Source organism: Altericroceibacterium endophyticum (genome assembly GCF_009827595.1).
Classification (GTDB): domain Bacteria; phylum Pseudomonadota; class Alphaproteobacteria; order Sphingomonadales; family Sphingomonadaceae; genus Altericroceibacterium; species Altericroceibacterium endophyticum.
Genome location: NZ_WTYT01000001.1, coordinates 265,500 through 282,023, shown reverse-complemented (window position 1 = coordinate 282,023; position 16,524 = coordinate 265,500). Strand labels below are relative to the sequence as shown.

The following is a 16,524-nucleotide window of genomic DNA, read 5'->3' as shown; positions in this document are numbered from 1 at the left end:
TGACTTGTCCGCTTTAACAAGCGAAGATAGCGACTATGCTATTTAGGTAGCACCCATTATTATCTGGACAAAATCAACAATAGCGACATATTTCCTCTTCACTTGTCCGCAGGATGAGTGGCGATGACGACCAAACAGGTCGCGTCATGATGGGAGAGGAATATGGCGAGCGTTTCACCACCGCTCGGGAAAGATCCGCAAAGCGCGGTCGCAATCCCGGGCACGAGCGGGAAGGTGCCTGAACAGGAATGGCCTTCCCCTGCGCGGGCATGGACATGTGTTGGGTTCCTTGCCTTCGCCCATATGATCAACATGTTCGACGCCGGGCTGACAGGCTTTCTGATCGAGCTGATCAAAGCAGATTTTCAGGCCACTGACTTTCAGATGAGTCTTCTGACCGGCGTCGCTCCGGTGCTCTTTTATGCGCTGATCGGCCTGCCCATGGCGCGACTGATCGACCGTTATCCCCGCACCATCGTGATGCCGATCGGTTCCATCTTTGTTGGCGTGTTCACAGTCATGTGCGGGCTGGCCCAGAACTTTTGGCATTTGTTTGTCGGCCGTATGTTTGTCGGGTCCTCCGCCACGGTAAATGGACCGGGGTTTTATTCCCTGCTCGCTGATTACTTCCCACCGCATAAACTCTCGCGAGCCATTGCGGGTATGCAGGTCGGCTTTGTGCTCGGAACTGCCCTCGCCTCGGTACTGGGCGGCTTGCTGGTCGCCGCAGCCATTGGCTGGGGAACCAGTGAATGGTTCGGTCTAACCATTAAACCCTGGCACAAGGTCTATCTCATAGGTGCAATCGGCGCCTTCGTGGTGGCATTGATATTGTGGTGCATCAAGGAACCTGATCGCCGGGAAATCGCCCTTCCGGTTGAGGGGCAAAAGCCAAAAATGCTGCCCGTTTCCGACGTCATGAAAGAGCTGTGGGCCCGCCGCGGCGTCTATGCCCCGCTCTTCGTGGCACTGGCTATCGTCTCCATTGAAGGGACCGCGATTGCCCAATGGCGTATCCCCTTCCTTCAACGGACTTATGGCTGGGATGTCGCCATGATCGGTCTGTGGCAGGGTGGAACGATGCTGATATTCTCGCTGGTCGGACTGCCGCTAGGGGCATGGCTGACCGAAACGCTGCAGAAACGCTATGACGATGCACCGGTGCGAGCCGTGATGGTGGCGTGGGTTTGCGCGCTGCCTTTTGCGGTAGCCAGTCCGCTGATGCCGACGGGAGAACTCTCCATCATACTCGCAGGAGTCTCGATCAGCTTCAGCATGGCAGCGGCCGTGCCGCAGAATACGGCCATTCAGGTAATCACCCCGAACAGGATGCGCGCGCAGGTAACCGCGCTCTATATGTTCATGTTCACCGTTGTTGGCGGCCTTGGCCCCACCATCCTGACGCTCATTTCCGGTATGCTGGGCGGCGAAGCCTATCTTGGCCCGGCAATGGCGATTGCTGTGGGTGTGATGATGCCGGTCGCGATCTACATCATCTATCTGGGCCTGCGTCCCTATGCGCGCGAAATCGCTGGAAGGAAGGAAGCGGGACTGATCTGAAAATCAACGCGTTGAAAATCAGCGCGCTGGGTAATTCATCAGTGAAAAAGGCCCCCGGTCGCCAAACCGGGGGCCTTCCACCCACACCTCAATTGCCCTGCTTACTGGCCGGGCATATTCTGCCCCATCTCTTCGCGCATTTTGGCCCGCCGAATGCTGTCAGGATGGTCCTGATACATCAGCATGGCATCCACCACCTCCTGATCACGCTGATGCTGACCCTCAACGAATTCAGGATAAGGAAGCACCCAGAACTGGTTCGCTTCAACCGCATCACGCACAACGCGCCCCAGATCCACCGGATCGAAGCCATCTTTGATGACCGCTTTCAGATGGCCGAACACTTCTTCATCCGCGCCGTAATAGCCTGTTTTCGCGTATTTTTCCGGGCGAGTTTCCACAGCACGGTGAATATTGGTGTTCACCGCGCCCGGACAAAGCAGCGACACTCCGATATCGTGCTCGGGCATTTCGACACGCAGCGATTCCGCCAATCCACGAACGGCATATTTGGTGGTGCAATAGATCGCCGTGGTCGGCAAAGCGACAAAGGCTGACATGCTGGCGGTGATGAGGATATGCCCGCCCTCCCCGCGTTTGATCATCCGCGGAATAAAGGTCATGCAGCCATTGATGACGCCTTTGACATTGACATCCATCTGCCAGTCCCAATCGTCAAAGGTTGCATCCGCAATAGGGCCAAACTGGCTGACGCCCGCCGTGTTGCACAGCAGATCCACCGGCCCAAAAATGCGTTCAGCCTCATCCGCAGCTCGCGCGTAGGCCTCCCGGTCCGTCAGATCGAGCAGAATGGGGTGCACTTGGACACCCTTGCCAGAGAAGTAATCCATCGCGTCATCCAGCGCCTGTTGGCGAATATCCGCGATCACGACCTTCATGCCTGCCTCCTCGGCAAACACCTTTGCCTGGCCCAAGGCAACGCCTGAGCCACCACCCGTGATAAAGGCGACTTTGCCCTTCAGATTCTTCATTTCCACTCTCTCCGCTGTCTTTTTTGAAAAGCTGTCCCTGCTTAGACAGCAAGCACCATTCGGCTCAAGCACAAATCAGACACAGTCAATATATTTGACAAACGAGAGCTTTTTTCAACACTCGTCCAAACAAGCACGGATGTTACAGGGAAAGCAATTTAGCACTATATTTCAGCGCAATATATCCACTTCGTTGTTACAAATTTCTCTAAAAAGTGGCCTTTACAAGCTATTACTCCGCTGCCCGCTTTCGGTTTTACCCGCTAAATCGATCAATCATATCTAGACACTATCAATCTCGCGCCATATGCAATGGCTGGAAACGTACTCGACTCAAAAGATTGTCAGGCGTTCGGGAGAGGAAAAAGCGGCGCCATTCATCGTATGGTGCGGGATCGGTCGGACTTGCCGGCCAATCATACCGTGCGCCTGCTCGTTCCTTTAAAATCTACCTTCGTGTCGCGCGAATGGATCAACGAGGACGCCCGCTCCTGCGCGATGCGATCTGGCTCCAGATTGGTCCGTCATGCTGAATTTTCAAAACGTCGGCACAGACTGACGATTTTAGGGAGCCTGAAAGATGGGGAACAATCTGCACTTCAACCACCGACGCCTGAGGCATGGTTTGCTGGCGGGTGTTGCCGGGATGATGACATTTGCAACGCCCGCACTTGCCCAACAGAGCGTTGAGACGGACAGCGACAGCGGTGTTTTGGCCGCACCGCAAGCCAGCGAAATCATCGTCACCGGCTCTCGCATCGTCCGCCGTGACTTTGAATCGCCCAGCCCGATCGTGACGGTGGATGACGCTCTGCTGAAGCAATCCAGCACGGCCGCGATCGAATCCAGCCTGAACAAATTACCGCAATTTGCGCCTACGCTCGACGCGCCGACCGATGGCGGCGATATTCAGCCAACATCGCAGAGCACGCCCGGTGCAGCGACCGTGTCGCTGCGCGGTCTTGGGTCCAACCGCACGCTCGTCCTGATCGATGGTCGCCGCGGTACGCCCAGCAATGCCTCGAATGTGGTGGACATCAACTCCATTCCTTCCGCTGCCGTTGAACGGGTGGAAATCATTTCAGGTGGTGCTTCCTCGACCTACGGCGCCGACGCCGTGGCTGGTGTTGTCAACTTCATCATGAAGCGCGATTTCGAAGGGCTCGAACTCGATGCGCAGGCGAATGTTACGCAGGAAGGTGACGGTTTCGAATACCAGGTCTCGGGTATTATGGGCACCGACTTCGACGATGGACGCGGTAATATTTCACTGAGCTTTGCCACGAATGAACGCAATGCGTCCTATCGCAAGGATCGCGATTACTGGCGCGATTACTGGGGCGATACGTCGATCACCGGAACGGGCTTTTTCCCCTATCGCCCCGGCATCAATCTTGGCTTCGGGAATCCGGTCGATCAAAATGTGATTGATGGGATCTTCAGTGACGCGCCGTCACAAGTTCCAAACCAGCAGCTCATTTTGTACACAAATCCCGACGGGACCGTCTTCTCGGGTTTCGACGGTCCTGGCGTTCCCGGTGTATATCGCAACGATATCGTCGATGGCTTCACTTACAAAGTCGGGGACAACGGGCTGCTGCAAACCAACTTCACCGATGCGATGCTGGTTTTGCCGCTTGAACGCTACAATATGTATGCCCGCGGTAATTATGAGCTGAACGACTGGATCGGCCTGTTTGCGCAGGGCATCTTCAGCAAGGTTTCAACACGTACGGTTCAGGAACCATCACCTGTAACCGGCGGCTGGACAGCCTTCGTCGATTATGACCCCGCTAACCCGCAGTCTGATTTGCCTGATGAAGTCGTCCAGATCCTGAACGCACGGCAAAATCCGAATGCTCCATTCCAGATCTTCCAGATGATGCCGTTCAACCGGTCATCGGAAACCGACGTGTATACATATAACATGACCGTCGGTCTGGAAGGGAGCGTGCCGGATAGCGATTGGACATGGGAAGTTTTCGGTTCGCAAAGCGAAAGCGAAACAACGGTAATTCAGCGCGGCTTTGCATCACTTCAGCGCTATCGCACGCTCATCAATGCACCGAATTTCGGTGAAGGGTTCGAAGCCACGGGCAATCAGCAATTTGGCGGCTTCGGCGCGTCAACTGCGACCTGCACCAGCGGTCTCAATCCCTTCAGCGGCGATCCGATCAGCGAGGATTGCCTCGAAGCAATCCGCGCCAATGTGAAGACCAAGTCGGTGATGCAGCAAAGCATCTGGGAAGCGAATATTCAGGGCGGTCTGTTTGATTTGCCGGCCGGTCAGGTTCGCACGGCTTTCGGTGCCAGCTATCGCAAGACGGATTACGAATTCCAGAACGACACGCTCACCACGCAGGGGCAGTCTTTCCAGGAACAGGTTCTTGGTCTCTACCCGTCCGGTAATTCACAGGGCGAAATCACGATCAAGGAGCTCTATGGTGAATTGCTGATCCCGATCCTCAGCGACACGCCCGGTTTCCAGCGGCTCGATCTCGAAATCGGCGGCCGTATGTCGGATTACAGCACGACCGGCACCAGTTACACCTATAAGGCACTCGCCGAATGGCAGATAACCGACTGGTTCCGTCTGCGCGGCGGCTATAACCGCGCTGAACGGGCGCCCAACACGGCTGAATTGTTCTTGGCTCCGGAACAGACTTTTGCCGTCGCAACCGGTGGTGATGTCTGCTCGCGCGCCAATTCACTGCCCTATTCCGCCAACCCCGCCACCAATCCCGATGCCGCTCAGGTAGAGGCCTTGTGCCGAGTATTGATGGAACGCTCAGGCGATGTGAATGCGGATGAGCAATTTTACGACAATACGGTTCAGCCTGCGGGCGCAGAATACGTGTTCCCAACGCTGTCCGGCAATCCTGACCTGAAGCCGGAAAAGGCCGATACATGGACACTGGGCGCCGTTATCGATTCACCATTCATGTCGCCAGCGCTCACTCGCCTGCGCTTGTCGATCGACTATTATAATATCAAGGTGAAGGATGCGATTGGCGCGCAGTCCGTCGATATCGCGCAGCGCCAGTGCTTCGACCCGGCGTTCAACCCAGATTATGATCCGAATTCGGATTTCTGCTCGGGCATTGGCCGCAATACAGTGGGTACGCTTGGCAATGTTGTCCGTACCTTCCTGAACAATGGCCGGTTCCAGACCTCCGGGATCGACATTAATCTCAACTGGGCGTTTGATGCAGGTCCTGGCACGATTTCGCTCAACTCTGTGTTCAACTATCAGATTGAGCTGAAATCGTCCGAATTGCCCAATCTGGCTCTGGTTGATTACACCGGCACATTCGGCCCGCCGAGCCAGCAGAATGGTCTCGATGGCGGTGCCTTTGAATGGAAGCTGTTCACGACGCTGGGATATAGCGTCGGTTCGGCAAATGTTGCCCTGCAGTGGCAGCATCTGCCGGCAACTGACGATGTGACTGCGGCGACGGATCCGAACACAAGCTTCCGCGGCGCTCCTGCTTACGACCTTTTCAATCTCAACGGCAGCTATTCTGTAACGGATAATGCAACTATCCGCTTCGGTGTAGACAATCTGTTCAACAAGGAACCACCACTGGCCGGCGTCAATACCAACCCTCCTCCGGGCAATCTGGCCGGCGGTACATATACGCCGAATACCCTGGCCTATTACGACCTGATCGGTCGCAGGTTTTACGTGGGTGCGAACTTCAAATTCTGATCTCTCCTCGACAGATCAGCATCCTGGCCCCTCCCTTTGTGGAGGGGCATTTTTTATCTGCAATCTACATAAATGTTTCGGCCGGATTTTCTGGACAAAGTCATTCTCGAAGCGCTATCTGATAGTGATGTTGAACGTGACGGCACTGCCGCGTTCAATGAGTGGACATGCGACGAATAGAGGATGGGAGATTGCCGGGCATGGCACAGGATAACGTCATTTCGCTGCTCGATCTGCAGGTCCAGTCGGGCTGCACGATCAGTCCTTATGTCTGGCGGATCAAATATGCGCTGAAGCATAAGGGATTTGATATAGACATCATTCCCAATGGCTTCACCGGCATCGCAGATATCACGGAGGGTTATTCCGATCGCGTTCCCGTGATCAAGGATGACGGAGAATGGATCAAGGACAGCTGGTTCATTGCCGATTATCTCGACGAGAAATATCCCGACCGGCCAATGCTCTATGAAGGCCCCGGTCAAAAACAGCTGACCAAATTCATTGATGGATGGATGTGGCAGAACATCATTCACCCGTGGTTCCGGTGCTATATCAAGGATTATTACGACCAGTCGCTGGAACGGGACAAACCCTATGTCCGCGAAAGCCGTGAACGCATGTTTCTCGGCGGCCAGAAAATTGAAGATGTGGCGCAGGGCCGTGAAGAACGCCTTCCGGAGGTCATTCCACTGCTTCAACCGCTGCGCAATCTGCTCAAAGACAAAAAATGGCTGGGCGGCGACACGCCATTATATGCTGATTATTGCGTACTCAGCACGTTCCTGTGGTGCGGCTCCATCTGCACCATTCCGCCGCTGCATGATGATGAACCGCTGCGCGACTGGATAGAACGCGGGCTGAATCTGTTTGACGGACTTGGCCGCCATAACGGCATGCATGAATTATTCGGCCTGCCAGGCACCACGCCCACTCCCCAATTACCGGGCTGACCAAGCCCGCAATCATAATAAGAGGATGCCATGAAAGACGTTAAAGGAAAAACAGCCTTCATCACTGGCGGCGCCAGCGGCATGGGGCTCGGTATGGCGAAAGCATTCGCTGAAGCCGGCATGAAAGTTGTCATCTCCGACATTCGCCAGGAAGCTCTGGATGAAGCGTTGGAGGAATTCTCCGGCACCAATCTGGCCGTTCAAGCGGTAAAACTTGATGTGACAGACCGCGATGGCTGGGTAAAAGCCGTCGAAGAGGCGGAGAGCCTGTTCGGCAATATTCATATCCTCGCGCTCAATGCCGGCGTGGGTATTACCGGCCCGATGTCGGAAGCGAGCTATAAGGACTGGGACTTCAATGTTCAGGTCAATATTTACGGTGTTGTGAACGGCTTGGTCACGCTGTTGCCGCGCATGAAGGCACATGGTGAACCATCCCACATCGTAGCGACAAGTTCGACTGGTGGCTTCTCCGCAGTGGGTTCGGCAGGTCTCTATTGCACCGCCAAATTCGCCGTGGCGGGCATGATGGAGTCGCTGGCAACCGAATTGGAAGGCAGCAATATCGGCGTCTCCTGCTTCTTCCCCGGCCCTGTATCAACCAATCTTGGCACATCCACGTCGGCCACGCGGCCAGACCATCTGCGCAATGAGCAACAGCCCCAGGAAGCGGATGAAGCACCCAAGGGTCCGCCGCCTTTCGATACGTCAGTATTCATGTCGAAGGAGGAAGTCGGCAAACGGGTTCTGCGCGGTATTGAACGCAATGATCTGTTTATCATGACCCATCCGGAATTTACCGATGGGATCAAAGCACGGAACGAGGCTCTGCTGCGCGCGCAGCCAGTCGAACCACGCAATGATGCCAGGGCCGAAGTCGTCGCAAAATTTGGGACGCTGATGTACAATCCTATTTATGACAAACAGACTGTGCTCGACGGACCTGAACTCTGACGGCGCATTCCCATCAGGTTAAAAAAGGCGGCGCACCATTGGTCTGCGCCGCCTTTTCGTATGTGCTGGCGATAGCCTGCAATCCATCCTATTCCGCCCCATCCTCTTCTGCCAACGAAACAGCGACGTTGTCTTCGCTCACGTTGACCAAAGCATGATGCAGGCCCCGGCTTCGCAGCTCCTCTGAACTTTTGGAGCCGCCATGCTTCTGCCACTGGTCTGCGCGGTGATCAGCGGTTAGAGCCGCGCTTATGACATCATCTGATCATTATGACGCAATCGTACTCGGCGCTGGCGCCGCCGGCCTGATGTGCGCGGCCATTGCCGGGCAGCGGGGACAACGCGTCTTGATCCTAGACCATGGCCCAAATCCCGGGCGCAAGATTCTGATTTCCGGCGGCGGGCGCTGCAATTTCACCAATATTCAATGCGCCCCAGACCGTTTCATTTCCGCCAATCCGCATTTCGCCAAATCGGCGCTCAGCCGGTATTCCGCGCAGGATTTTCTGGATCTGGTCGAAAGCTATCACATCGCCTGGCACGAAAAGACGCTGGGTCAGCTGTTCTGCGATGAATCAGCGCGGCAAATTGTCGACATGCTCTTGGAGGAATGTGCCAAGGGTGCAGTCGAGATTGAGTGCAATGTGACCCTGGGGGACACTACGCATTCGGATGGTCACTATTCCTGCACGCTCGCGGATCGTACCGTTCGAGCGCCAACCTGTGTCGTGGCAACTGGCGGACCCTCGATACCCAAGATCGGTGGCAGCACATTTGCCTATGAACTGGCGCGGAAATTCGGTCTCAAGATCGTTCAGCCGCGCCCGGCTCTGGTGCCCCTTACCTTAGGCGCTGATGAAGCGTTGTTTCGCGAATTGTCAGGCGTGAGCGCCGATGTTGTGACCATATCGGGCAAGACCCGGTTTCGTGAGGCTGCACTGTTCACACATCGCGGTCTGTCTGGCCCCGCTATTCTGCAAATCTCTTCCTATTGGCAAAATGGCGAGAATATCGCCGTCAACTTTCTGCCGGATCATCCCACTGGATTCCTGAGTGATGCCAAGCGGGAAAAGCCGCAGCAATCCATTGGCCGCGTTCTGAGCGGCGAACTGCCTGATCGCCTGAGTACGGCCTTGCTGACCAAACTGGGGCTGGACGGTGAGATCGGGAGTTTGACCGACAAACGCCTCAACGCGGCGGAAGAGCGGCTTAAAAGCTGGACCTTCACGCCCAGCGGCAGTGAGGGATTTGCCAAAGCCGAAGTCACAGTAGGCGGTGTGAGCACCAAAGAACTGTCGTCCAAGACAATGGAGGCCCGCTCCATGCCTGGCCTTTACGTCATTGGGGAAGCTGTTGATGTCACAGGCTGGCTCGGCGGCTATAATTTTCAATGGGCATGGGCCAGCGCGGTGGCAGCAGGCGAAGCCATTGCCTTGAAAGCTGCTGCGTAGACCGCACGATACTGCTTGGAGGGTTTGGCTGTCAGAATGCGGTGCAGATCATCGCGACACGGATGACCGATTATTTCCTGACAGATCCGAAAACGGGGCCTGTCGAGGCCCCGCTTCCCTTATCGCAATAAAGCAATTCTGATCACAGATCGGAGATGGTCGAATCCACCAACTGACGATCACCTTCAGCTTCGTATTTATCAGCAATCAGGCTGCGTGCGGCGGAGGTCGCCGCATTGGCCGTCTTGGTGCGAAGCTCTTCAATAGCAGCGCGCTCGGCTGCTGCGATCTTGTCTTCCGCCATCTGCTGACGCCGGGCAACCATCAATGAGGAATCTTCCTCCGCTTTGGTCACGATTGCTTCGGCTTCGGTCCGGGCATGTTCCACCATCATTGCCGCATCTTTTTCAGCATTGGCGATTTTGGAAGCATATTCCTGACGCAGTTCTTCGGCTTCGGCGCGCAATTTCTTCGCATCGTCCAACTGCTCACGAATTGCGGCAATTCGGCCATCGAGACTGCTGGCCAGCAGAGATGGAACCTTCTTGACCACCATGATGAGGATCAAAACGGTCATGGAAATTGCGACCCACTGGAATGCTTCCAGGCCGAAAGCGGTGGGTTCTACATGTCCTGCATCGTGAGGCTGTTCTGCGAACTGGCCTGCATCAGGATCGACGGTAGTAAAGACTTCGGGGTGATTAGCCATTGATCAATGCTTTCTTCACCGCAGCCGTGGCGCTTTGTTTGGCCACATTCATGCCGGCAAGACGCGCCACGATATCCTGGGCGGCTTCACTGGCAACAGACTGAATTTCATTAGCTGCTTCGTCGCGAGCCGCGTTAATACGCGCTTCGGCTTCGGCAAGCCTTGCATCAACCCGTTCCTGCGCGGAAGCGAGTTTGCTTTCCGTTTTGGAGGCGGCCTGAGCTTTGGCATCGGCGATTACGGCTTGTGCCTGGGCACGGTTTTCATTCTCGCGCTGACGCCATTCCTCTTCCCGCTTATCCGCATCTGCGCGGGCGGCTTCGGCGGCGGCGAGGTCATCGGAGATCTGCTTGTCGCGCTGAGCGACGGTATCCATAACCTTGGGAACCATCCCACGGCCGATCACGAAGAAAACCAGGCCGAAAATCACCAGGAGCCAGAAAATCTGACTCGAATAGGTCGCTGCGAGCTGTTCTATCTGGGGCATCGGTCAGTCCGAAATAAACAGGAGAGGAAACACGACACCGACCGGCTTTCACCGATCGGTGTCGCAGATGTGTTCGGTTTCGTTACGCGACGAAAAGCAGGATGATCGCGACAACGAAAGAAAGCAGGCCCAGAAGTTCGGCGGCTGCGAAGCCGATGAACAGGCGACCCTGCTGTGCGTCAGCAGCACCCGGATTGCGCAGTGCGCCTTCCAGGAACTTGGCGAAGACGTTACCCACGCCGAGCGATGCAAGACCCGCACCAATAGCGGCGAGACCAGCTCCGAGCAGCTTTGCGGCTTCTGCGTCCATTTCAAAAACTCCTTTGATTAAACCGTTTGAGTATCAAGTAAAAAGATCAGTGAAGGTTTTCTGCGTCGTTGATGTAAAGCGAAGTCAACAAGGCAAAAACATAAGCCTGAATACCGGCGACCAGCAGCTCCAGCGCGCAGATCCCGATCATCAGCAGGAAGGTCGGGATGACAACGATCACGCTGGTGCCAATGCCGTTATTAAAGCCGCTGATGACGAAGCTCGAAAGCACTTCAAGCAGAAGGTGCCCAGCCATCATCGCAACAAACAACCGCAATGCGAGAGAGAACGGCCGCACCATGAAGCTCGCCAGTTCGACGAAGAAGATCAGCGGCATCATCACCACGGGCGTACCGTGTGGAATGAACAGCGAGAAGAAACGGAAGCCGTGCTTCGCAAATCCCACGACCAGAACGATCGAAAAGGACAGCAGCGCCAGCACACCAGTCACTGTGAAATGGCTGGTGAAGGTAAAGGGATGAACCCCAAACAGACCGACGGGCAGCAGGCCCAGAATATTGGCAAACAGGATGAACATGAACAGCGAGAAGACATAGGGCACATATTTGCGCCCGGCCTTGCCGATATTCGCTTCCAGCATGTCATCGATGAAGCCGGTGAAACTTTCCACCGCCATTTGCCAACGGCCGGGCACGAGCTGACGCTTCATGCCGCCGAAAACGAACAGCCACAATGCGATGGCCGCGAGGCCCATCCACAATGCACTGTTGGTGAATGCAATGTTGTAGCCGGCGATTTCCCAGTTCTGCGAACCGAGAATCGGTTCGATCGTGAACTGGTGCATCGGGTCGACTTTGGCCTGTTCGGCTGCCACTGTTTCGCGCCCCTACCCTAACGCCAAAATAAAAACGGCCATCCGGTGAATTCCTTTTGAGAATTCGTCAGTCGGATCGCCGGTTCGAAATCCGTATAATATTCCTGAAAGCAACGATGATCCCTAAGGTCAACATCACTAACAGTCCCCAAGGCGACGTATCAGCAAACCGGTCGATTACCCAACCAATAAGCGCGCCACCGATGAGCCCACCAAGTAATTCCGCCAATACCCGGTTACCCATACGATAATTCGCATCGGCACCCTGCACTTGCGGTCGGTTGCGATGATCTTCCCGCTCGCGCGCGGCCTTAAGCCGAGCATCAAGCGCATCGATCCGCGCATCCTCACCAATGGGTTCCCGTCCGGGCGTTTCATCACTCATGCCTGTCTCCTTAGAGACAGTTTCAGACATGAGCAATGAGCTACCCCCTAAGGGCGCGGCCCCCTTAGGCGGGGCATATGAACGAGTCAACCATTTGACAGCGGAAAACTCTCCCGGCGCTTACCCCAGAAGTGCCTGAGACAAGCGCATAAACCCTGATCTTACGGATTAATCAGGGGCAGCGAGGATCTCGCTCCGGAGCCGATGACGTGCGGGTTTTCCAGTCGCCTGAGGGCGCCTGATATTTTTCACCAGGCTCGGTCCGGGAAATGGCGAGACAGCCTGCAGTGAAAGCGTATTCCTCCAGCGTCGCATTGGCGGCTTTGGCCTTGTCAGCGTAGACAGCGCGGCGCTTGATGTTGATATCGTCGACCAGACTGCGCAATTGCGCGTCACCGGAACCGACAATCCCCAGATAACCGTCCATCTTTTCGCCCACTTTACCCTGCGCCCGCGCCTGCGCGTATGCGGGGTCACGCTGCGCCAGAGCCGGGCTGCCGAAGGCGCTGGCCAGAACGGCTGCAGCGCCAACTGCTGCTAGCGCCCGCGCGGATATTTTCTTTGTGATGGCTGTCTGTTTCATAATCATCTGCCTCTGTTTCCGCGTATCACCAATAGTATCTCAGAACGCCTGAGCATTCAGAAAATATCCGGATTGTCTTCAATCGTGTTGCCAGCATCTTCTGCCAACCGATAGATCACTTCCTGCGTGATATTTATATTCAGCTCGATCACGATAGGCTTATCCGGCGCATTGATGGATATGCATCCTCCAAGTACCGCTGCGCCGCATAAGGGAGTAAGCAACGCCAGCATGCGGCCAGTAACGCCGCGCTGGCCCGTGCCCCCGCAACGGGCAGCCACAATCTGTCTTGCTTGCCTCATGGCATAGTCTCGCTTTCACTGGACTGAATGGTGGGATTTTCTTTTCCGGCGTCGCCGCCTGGCAATTCACTGTCCGTCACTTGCCGGTCGAGCATATCGCCTTCGACATCGATCAAGCCAAGATCACGCGGGTCGCGCACAGCGGCCGGATCGTAAAGAGAACTGAGCGACCCAATCAACTTATAAAATGGCGCACGCACATTAACGTCGAAACGCAGAGGTAGCCGCGCAATCTGGCGGGTGATGATATTGTTGGAGGCACCGTCCCCCTGACTGACCCCGTCGAAGCGCACTCGGGTGACGATTTCGCCCGTCAGCGGCCCATCCATTCCGATTCGCATTTGTCGGTAATCCAGCGAGCGCAAGGCATCGAAGGCAAAATCGGCCATGGGCGACAAATCCTCATAGGATAGCTCACCCACGTAGGAGACATTGCCGCCGGGCGGACGAGACAGCAGCAAGCCGCCTTCGATCGCGCCATTTTCTCCGCTGAACACCACGGGCAATGTCCCGTCGAAGATTCCGCTGGCGCTAAGATTGGCAAGCCCCATCCGATCGACAAATTTCGCCGCATCCAGTCCTTCGATTTCGAAGATGTAGCTGCGGGTTTCATCCAGCCCCAGATTTATCCGTACAGGCCGGAGGGTGAGCGAACCGCCGACGAACGGCCATTTCCCGCCCTCAACCGCAATTGTCTCTCCACGCAGGATCTGAAAGGAGACTTCGCCATCGAACACTTCGATGCCCGGATCGACCGAGGCGACCTGGATTGTCTGTCCCGGTGCGGTCGTCAGGCCAAGCAAATCGGTGAAGTTGAGCGTGCCAGATGCCCCTCTTACCGGACCAAAGGGCGCGGCGAGATCCAAATTGCTGCTGGAGAAACGGCCACTGCTGGTGATGCCTGCTTCATTCCAGGCTATTTTGCCGCGACCGGTCACAATCCCATCGACATTGGCGACCACGCCGAGCGCCAGCTGCGTGAGATCGCTGGGCTGCATATCCTCATCAAAGACCAGACCATCCACCCTGAGGTCGGCATCGCCGCTGCCAGTGGCCAGATCATGCGTGATGGCCGCGCGAGTAACTTCCCGGTTGCTGCCGGGGTCACGCAGAATTGCGGCGGCGGTGATACGATTATCCTCAAGCGTCAGGTCAGCGTCGCGCCCTACCAACGGCTCGAACCGTGCGCTGTCTGAACGGTCTTCCAATCGGAATCCGCCGCCGGTCAAACGCAGGACGCCATCGGCGAATTGCCAGCTGCCGGCGAGGTCCAGAATGTCGAGCGGCACAGCGGCCAGCTTCACATCCGCACCCGCGAATCCTCCGGAAATTCCGCCATCCAGATCAACCCCAGCTCTTAAATCGCTGATCAGGAAAGTTGATGCGGTGGCGACCGGCCCCAGGCCAACGTGAATATCGCGCGCGGCGATCTTGCCCGGATAGGCAATGCCCACCGCGCCACTGCGCAAGCGAATCGGTGTTTCTCCAAGATACCCAGCCAGATCGAGCTGAGGCACGCCGGCTGACAATTTCAGCCCCTTCGCGCCATAGCGCAGGATAGGCTGGCCCTGCGCCGGACAGAGCCGCAGACTTCGGTCTTCCACCCTCAGATTGGCGAGCTGCAACCGGCCAAAGCGAATATCGGCGCAGCGCCTCCAGAGTGAGAGAACGCCGTCTGCCGAGATATTGCCCGATAGCGGGACCAGCAGATCATCCGCGCGGCCGCCCGGTAGCCTGCCGCTGGCCGCCAGCCGTCCGGAAAAACCTAGCCGGCCAGAGCCATCCTGCAGCACGATCAATTCAGGGATCGCCAGTGAATTATCATCCGCAGCATAGTCAGCCATGGTCAAACGCAAAACAGTTCGCCCATTGCCGCTCTTTTCCATACGCCCGGCAATTCGCGGCAGACCGCGCCCGCCGCTCGTAAAATTACCGAAGAAACGCCCTGCTTCTTCATTGGTTTGGTCAAAGCTCACGCGTGAAACGGACATCAGCGCGTCGCCGCTACCGCCCCAAAGCCGCGCACGTGGGATATCGAGATGCCGACCGTCCTTCCCCGCGCGGTAGCTGAACTCACCGGAAAAGCGGCTACGCGCCTCCTCACTCTTAAGATTATCCGCGATGCGAGAAAGGATGGGGCCGAGTAAGGTGTCACCTGCTGCGCTTGCCGCGTCGTTCAGGGATGTGTTCACAAATTCGCCCATGCGAATATTGCGCCCACTGGCCTCGCCCGTCACGTCATAATCGGACAGCCCGGCATGACTGCGGATCGCCCCCGTGGCCGCGGCCCGCTCCAAAGCCAACACCGGCGTCCTCAGATTACGACCGGTCAGATCATAACCCATATTGAGCGAATCATTCCGCCACTCACCATCCATCCCGCCCGTCAGGTGGCGCAGACGGTTTGCTCCGACAATCAGATCGGCCAGTTTGAGATCGAGTTTCCCCTCACCGCCAGAAAGGTCGCGATCGATCACCAGGTCAAGATCGGCCTGTGCCTGTCCGGTCGAGATGCCCTGCCCCGCGCATTTCACGCGGCGAAGCGAAAGCGGACCTTTGAACTCAGGCTGCTCTGACCGGATCGCCAGCTGCCCGGTCAGCTGAACGGAGCGTATATCGCATTCCAAAACGGTCAGACCGGGGGACACTGCCGCCATTTGCGCGGTAAATCCGCCCTGCAAATTGCCGGAGCCCGACAGCGCAGCGCCCACATTGCCATAGTCGGTCGTGACACTCGCCCGGCCATCAACAATGCGGAGATTGATATTCGGCAATTCGAACGGCCCGCCGTCACCACCTTCCAGCAACGGATTGAGCGCGCCCAGATCAAATGCACCATTGGTAAACCGTGCACGCAGGTGAGGCTTGATCAGCCGGATTTCAGCAATGTCCGGCAGGCCGAATCGCGGACTTATTTGCATTTGCGCGCGTTCGATCGTCATGTCCGGATTTTCCGGATCGCCAATCACGATATCAGTCAGCACCTGCTGATCGGCACCAATGCGCTCGATATTATAGCGCGCCTCTATGCCATAGGAGGCGAGCGTATCGGTGATCAGCCGATCCGCGATTGATTCGCGTTGCCACCAGGCGACACCCAGCACGACCAGCAAAAATGCCAGCAGACCGAGCAGGACGAATCGCCAGACATGTCGCCGCGCGGATGCGGTGTCCGTTGTTTCATCATCCATATCGATGGTCTGCGTCATATCTTCCGCCACTTGCGCGCTGAGCGCGGCAAAGGCAATGTCTTACCGGGGGATAGGCGCGTGGAAAACCAGACAAGCAGCGAAA

Annotated in this window: 14 protein-coding genes; 5 read left to right on the top strand and 9 right to left on the bottom strand. The window is 56.4% G+C overall.

All coding sequences use genetic code 11. The features are described 5' to 3' along the window. Positions 1 to 162: 162 nt before the first annotated feature. Positions 163 to 1,560, top strand: a complete 1,398-nt coding sequence (locus GRI91_RS01375) for an MFS transporter (RefSeq protein ID WP_160734841.1) — start codon at positions 163 to 165, stop codon at positions 1,558 to 1,560. A 101-nt stretch (positions 1,561 to 1,661) separates the two neighbouring features. On the opposite strand, the gene GRI91_RS01370 is transcribed toward GRI91_RS01375, so the two are convergent. Further along, entirely contained in the window at positions 1,662 to 2,552 is an 891-nt protein-coding gene (locus tag GRI91_RS01370; protein WP_160734840.1) for an SDR family oxidoreductase, read from the bottom strand. 580 nt (positions 2,553 to 3,132) lie between these two features. On the opposite strand from GRI91_RS01370, the gene GRI91_RS01365 reads away from it, so the two are divergent. The 4 genes from GRI91_RS01365 (at position 3,133) to GRI91_RS01350 (ending at position 9,619) form a co-directional block, all read left to right on the top strand. Beyond that, positions 3,133 to 6,261, top strand: a complete 3,129-nt coding sequence (locus GRI91_RS01365) for a TonB-dependent receptor plug domain-containing protein (RefSeq protein WP_160734839.1) — start codon at positions 3,133 to 3,135, stop codon at positions 6,259 to 6,261. Positions 6,262 to 6,461: 200 nt separating this feature from the next. Further along, positions 6,462 to 7,214: a glutathione S-transferase family protein gene (locus GRI91_RS01360; protein ID WP_160734838.1), complete on the top strand. Its 753-nt coding sequence runs from the start codon at positions 6,462 to 6,464 to the stop codon at positions 7,212 to 7,214. A gap of 30 nt (positions 7,215 to 7,244) precedes the next feature. Next, entirely contained in the window at positions 7,245 to 8,168 is a 924-nt protein-coding gene (locus GRI91_RS01355; protein ID WP_160734837.1) for an SDR family oxidoreductase, read from the top strand. 251 nt (positions 8,169 to 8,419) lie between these two features. After that, entirely contained in the window at positions 8,420 to 9,619 is a 1,200-nt protein-coding gene (locus GRI91_RS01350; RefSeq protein WP_160734836.1) for a BaiN/RdsA family NAD(P)/FAD-dependent oxidoreductase, read from the top strand. A 142-nt stretch (positions 9,620 to 9,761) separates the two neighbouring features. Here the strand turns inward: GRI91_RS01350 and GRI91_RS01345 are convergent, their stop codons facing one another. The 8 genes from GRI91_RS01345 to GRI91_RS01310 all read right to left on the bottom strand — a co-directional run bounded on the left by GRI91_RS01345 (position 9,762) and on the right by GRI91_RS01310 (position 16,439). Continuing rightward, a complete protein-coding gene (locus tag GRI91_RS01345; RefSeq protein WP_160734835.1) occupies positions 9,762 to 10,328 on the bottom strand; it encodes a F0F1 ATP synthase subunit B family protein in 567 nt (188 codons plus the stop codon). Continuing rightward, on the bottom strand, positions 10,321 to 10,815 hold the full coding sequence (locus tag GRI91_RS01340; RefSeq protein ID WP_160734834.1) for a F0F1 ATP synthase subunit B family protein: 495 nt from the start codon (positions 10,813 to 10,815) through the stop codon (positions 10,321 to 10,323). Before GRI91_RS01340 ends, GRI91_RS01345 begins: the two co-directional genes overlap by 8 nt. 82 nt (positions 10,816 to 10,897) lie before the next feature. Continuing rightward, on the bottom strand, positions 10,898 to 11,125 hold the full coding sequence (locus GRI91_RS01335) for a F0F1 ATP synthase subunit C (RefSeq protein ID WP_120325182.1): 228 nt from the start codon (positions 11,123 to 11,125) through the stop codon (positions 10,898 to 10,900). A gap of 46 nt (positions 11,126 to 11,171) precedes the next feature. Continuing rightward, the gene (locus GRI91_RS01330; protein ID WP_337190296.1) at positions 11,172 to 11,960 is read right to left on the bottom strand and encodes a F0F1 ATP synthase subunit A; all 789 of its coding nucleotides are present in this window, start codon (positions 11,958 to 11,960) and stop codon (positions 11,172 to 11,174) included. A 67-nt stretch (positions 11,961 to 12,027) separates the two neighbouring features. After that, complete coding sequence (locus tag GRI91_RS01325; protein ID WP_160734833.1) at positions 12,028 to 12,345, bottom strand: AtpZ/AtpI family protein; 318 nt, start codon at positions 12,343 to 12,345, stop codon at positions 12,028 to 12,030. Positions 12,346 to 12,517: 172 nt separating this feature from the next. Then, positions 12,518 to 12,928, bottom strand: coding sequence for a YdbL family probable chaperone protein (locus tag GRI91_RS01320; protein ID WP_202385389.1), 411 nt, complete (start codon positions 12,926 to 12,928; stop codon positions 12,518 to 12,520). 56 nt (positions 12,929 to 12,984) lie between these two features. Next, positions 12,985 to 13,209, bottom strand: coding sequence for a YnbE family lipoprotein (locus tag GRI91_RS01315; protein WP_337190295.1), 225 nt, complete (start codon positions 13,207 to 13,209; stop codon positions 12,985 to 12,987). Positions 13,210 to 13,226: 17 nt separating this feature from the next. Then, positions 13,227 to 16,439: an intermembrane phospholipid transport protein YdbH family protein gene (locus tag GRI91_RS01310; protein ID WP_160734832.1), complete on the bottom strand. Its 3,213-nt coding sequence runs from the start codon at positions 16,437 to 16,439 to the stop codon at positions 13,227 to 13,229. Between the last annotated feature and the right edge of the window lie 85 nt (positions 16,440 to 16,524).

Coding starts and splice junctions, on each gene's coding strand:
- GRI91_RS01375 (WP_160734841.1), top strand. CDS start 163: ATGGCGAGCGTTTCACCACCGCTCGGGAAAGATCCGCAAAGCGCGGTC.
- GRI91_RS01370 (WP_160734840.1), bottom strand. CDS start 2,552: ATGAAGAATCTGAAGGGCAAAGTCGCCTTTATCACGGGTGGTGGCTCA.
- GRI91_RS01365 (WP_160734839.1), top strand. CDS start 3,133: ATGGGGAACAATCTGCACTTCAACCACCGACGCCTGAGGCATGGTTTG.
- GRI91_RS01360 (WP_160734838.1), top strand. CDS start 6,462: ATGGCACAGGATAACGTCATTTCGCTGCTCGATCTGCAGGTCCAGTCG.
- GRI91_RS01355 (WP_160734837.1), top strand. CDS start 7,245: ATGAAAGACGTTAAAGGAAAAACAGCCTTCATCACTGGCGGCGCCAGC.
- GRI91_RS01350 (WP_160734836.1), top strand. CDS start 8,420: ATGACATCATCTGATCATTATGACGCAATCGTACTCGGCGCTGGCGCC.
- GRI91_RS01345 (WP_160734835.1), bottom strand. CDS start 10,328: ATGGCTAATCACCCCGAAGTCTTTACTACCGTCGATCCTGATGCAGGC.
- GRI91_RS01340 (WP_160734834.1), bottom strand. CDS start 10,815: ATGCCCCAGATAGAACAGCTCGCAGCGACCTATTCGAGTCAGATTTTC.
- GRI91_RS01335 (WP_120325182.1), bottom strand. CDS start 11,125: ATGGACGCAGAAGCCGCAAAGCTGCTCGGAGCTGGTCTCGCCGCTATT.
- GRI91_RS01325 (WP_160734833.1), bottom strand. CDS start 12,345: ATGAGTGATGAAACGCCCGGACGGGAACCCATTGGTGAGGATGCGCGG.
- GRI91_RS01320 (WP_202385389.1), bottom strand. CDS start 12,928: ATGAAACAGACAGCCATCACAAAGAAAATATCCGCGCGGGCGCTAGCA.
- GRI91_RS01310 (WP_160734832.1), bottom strand. CDS start 16,439: ATGACGCAGACCATCGATATGGATGATGAAACAACGGACACCGCATCC.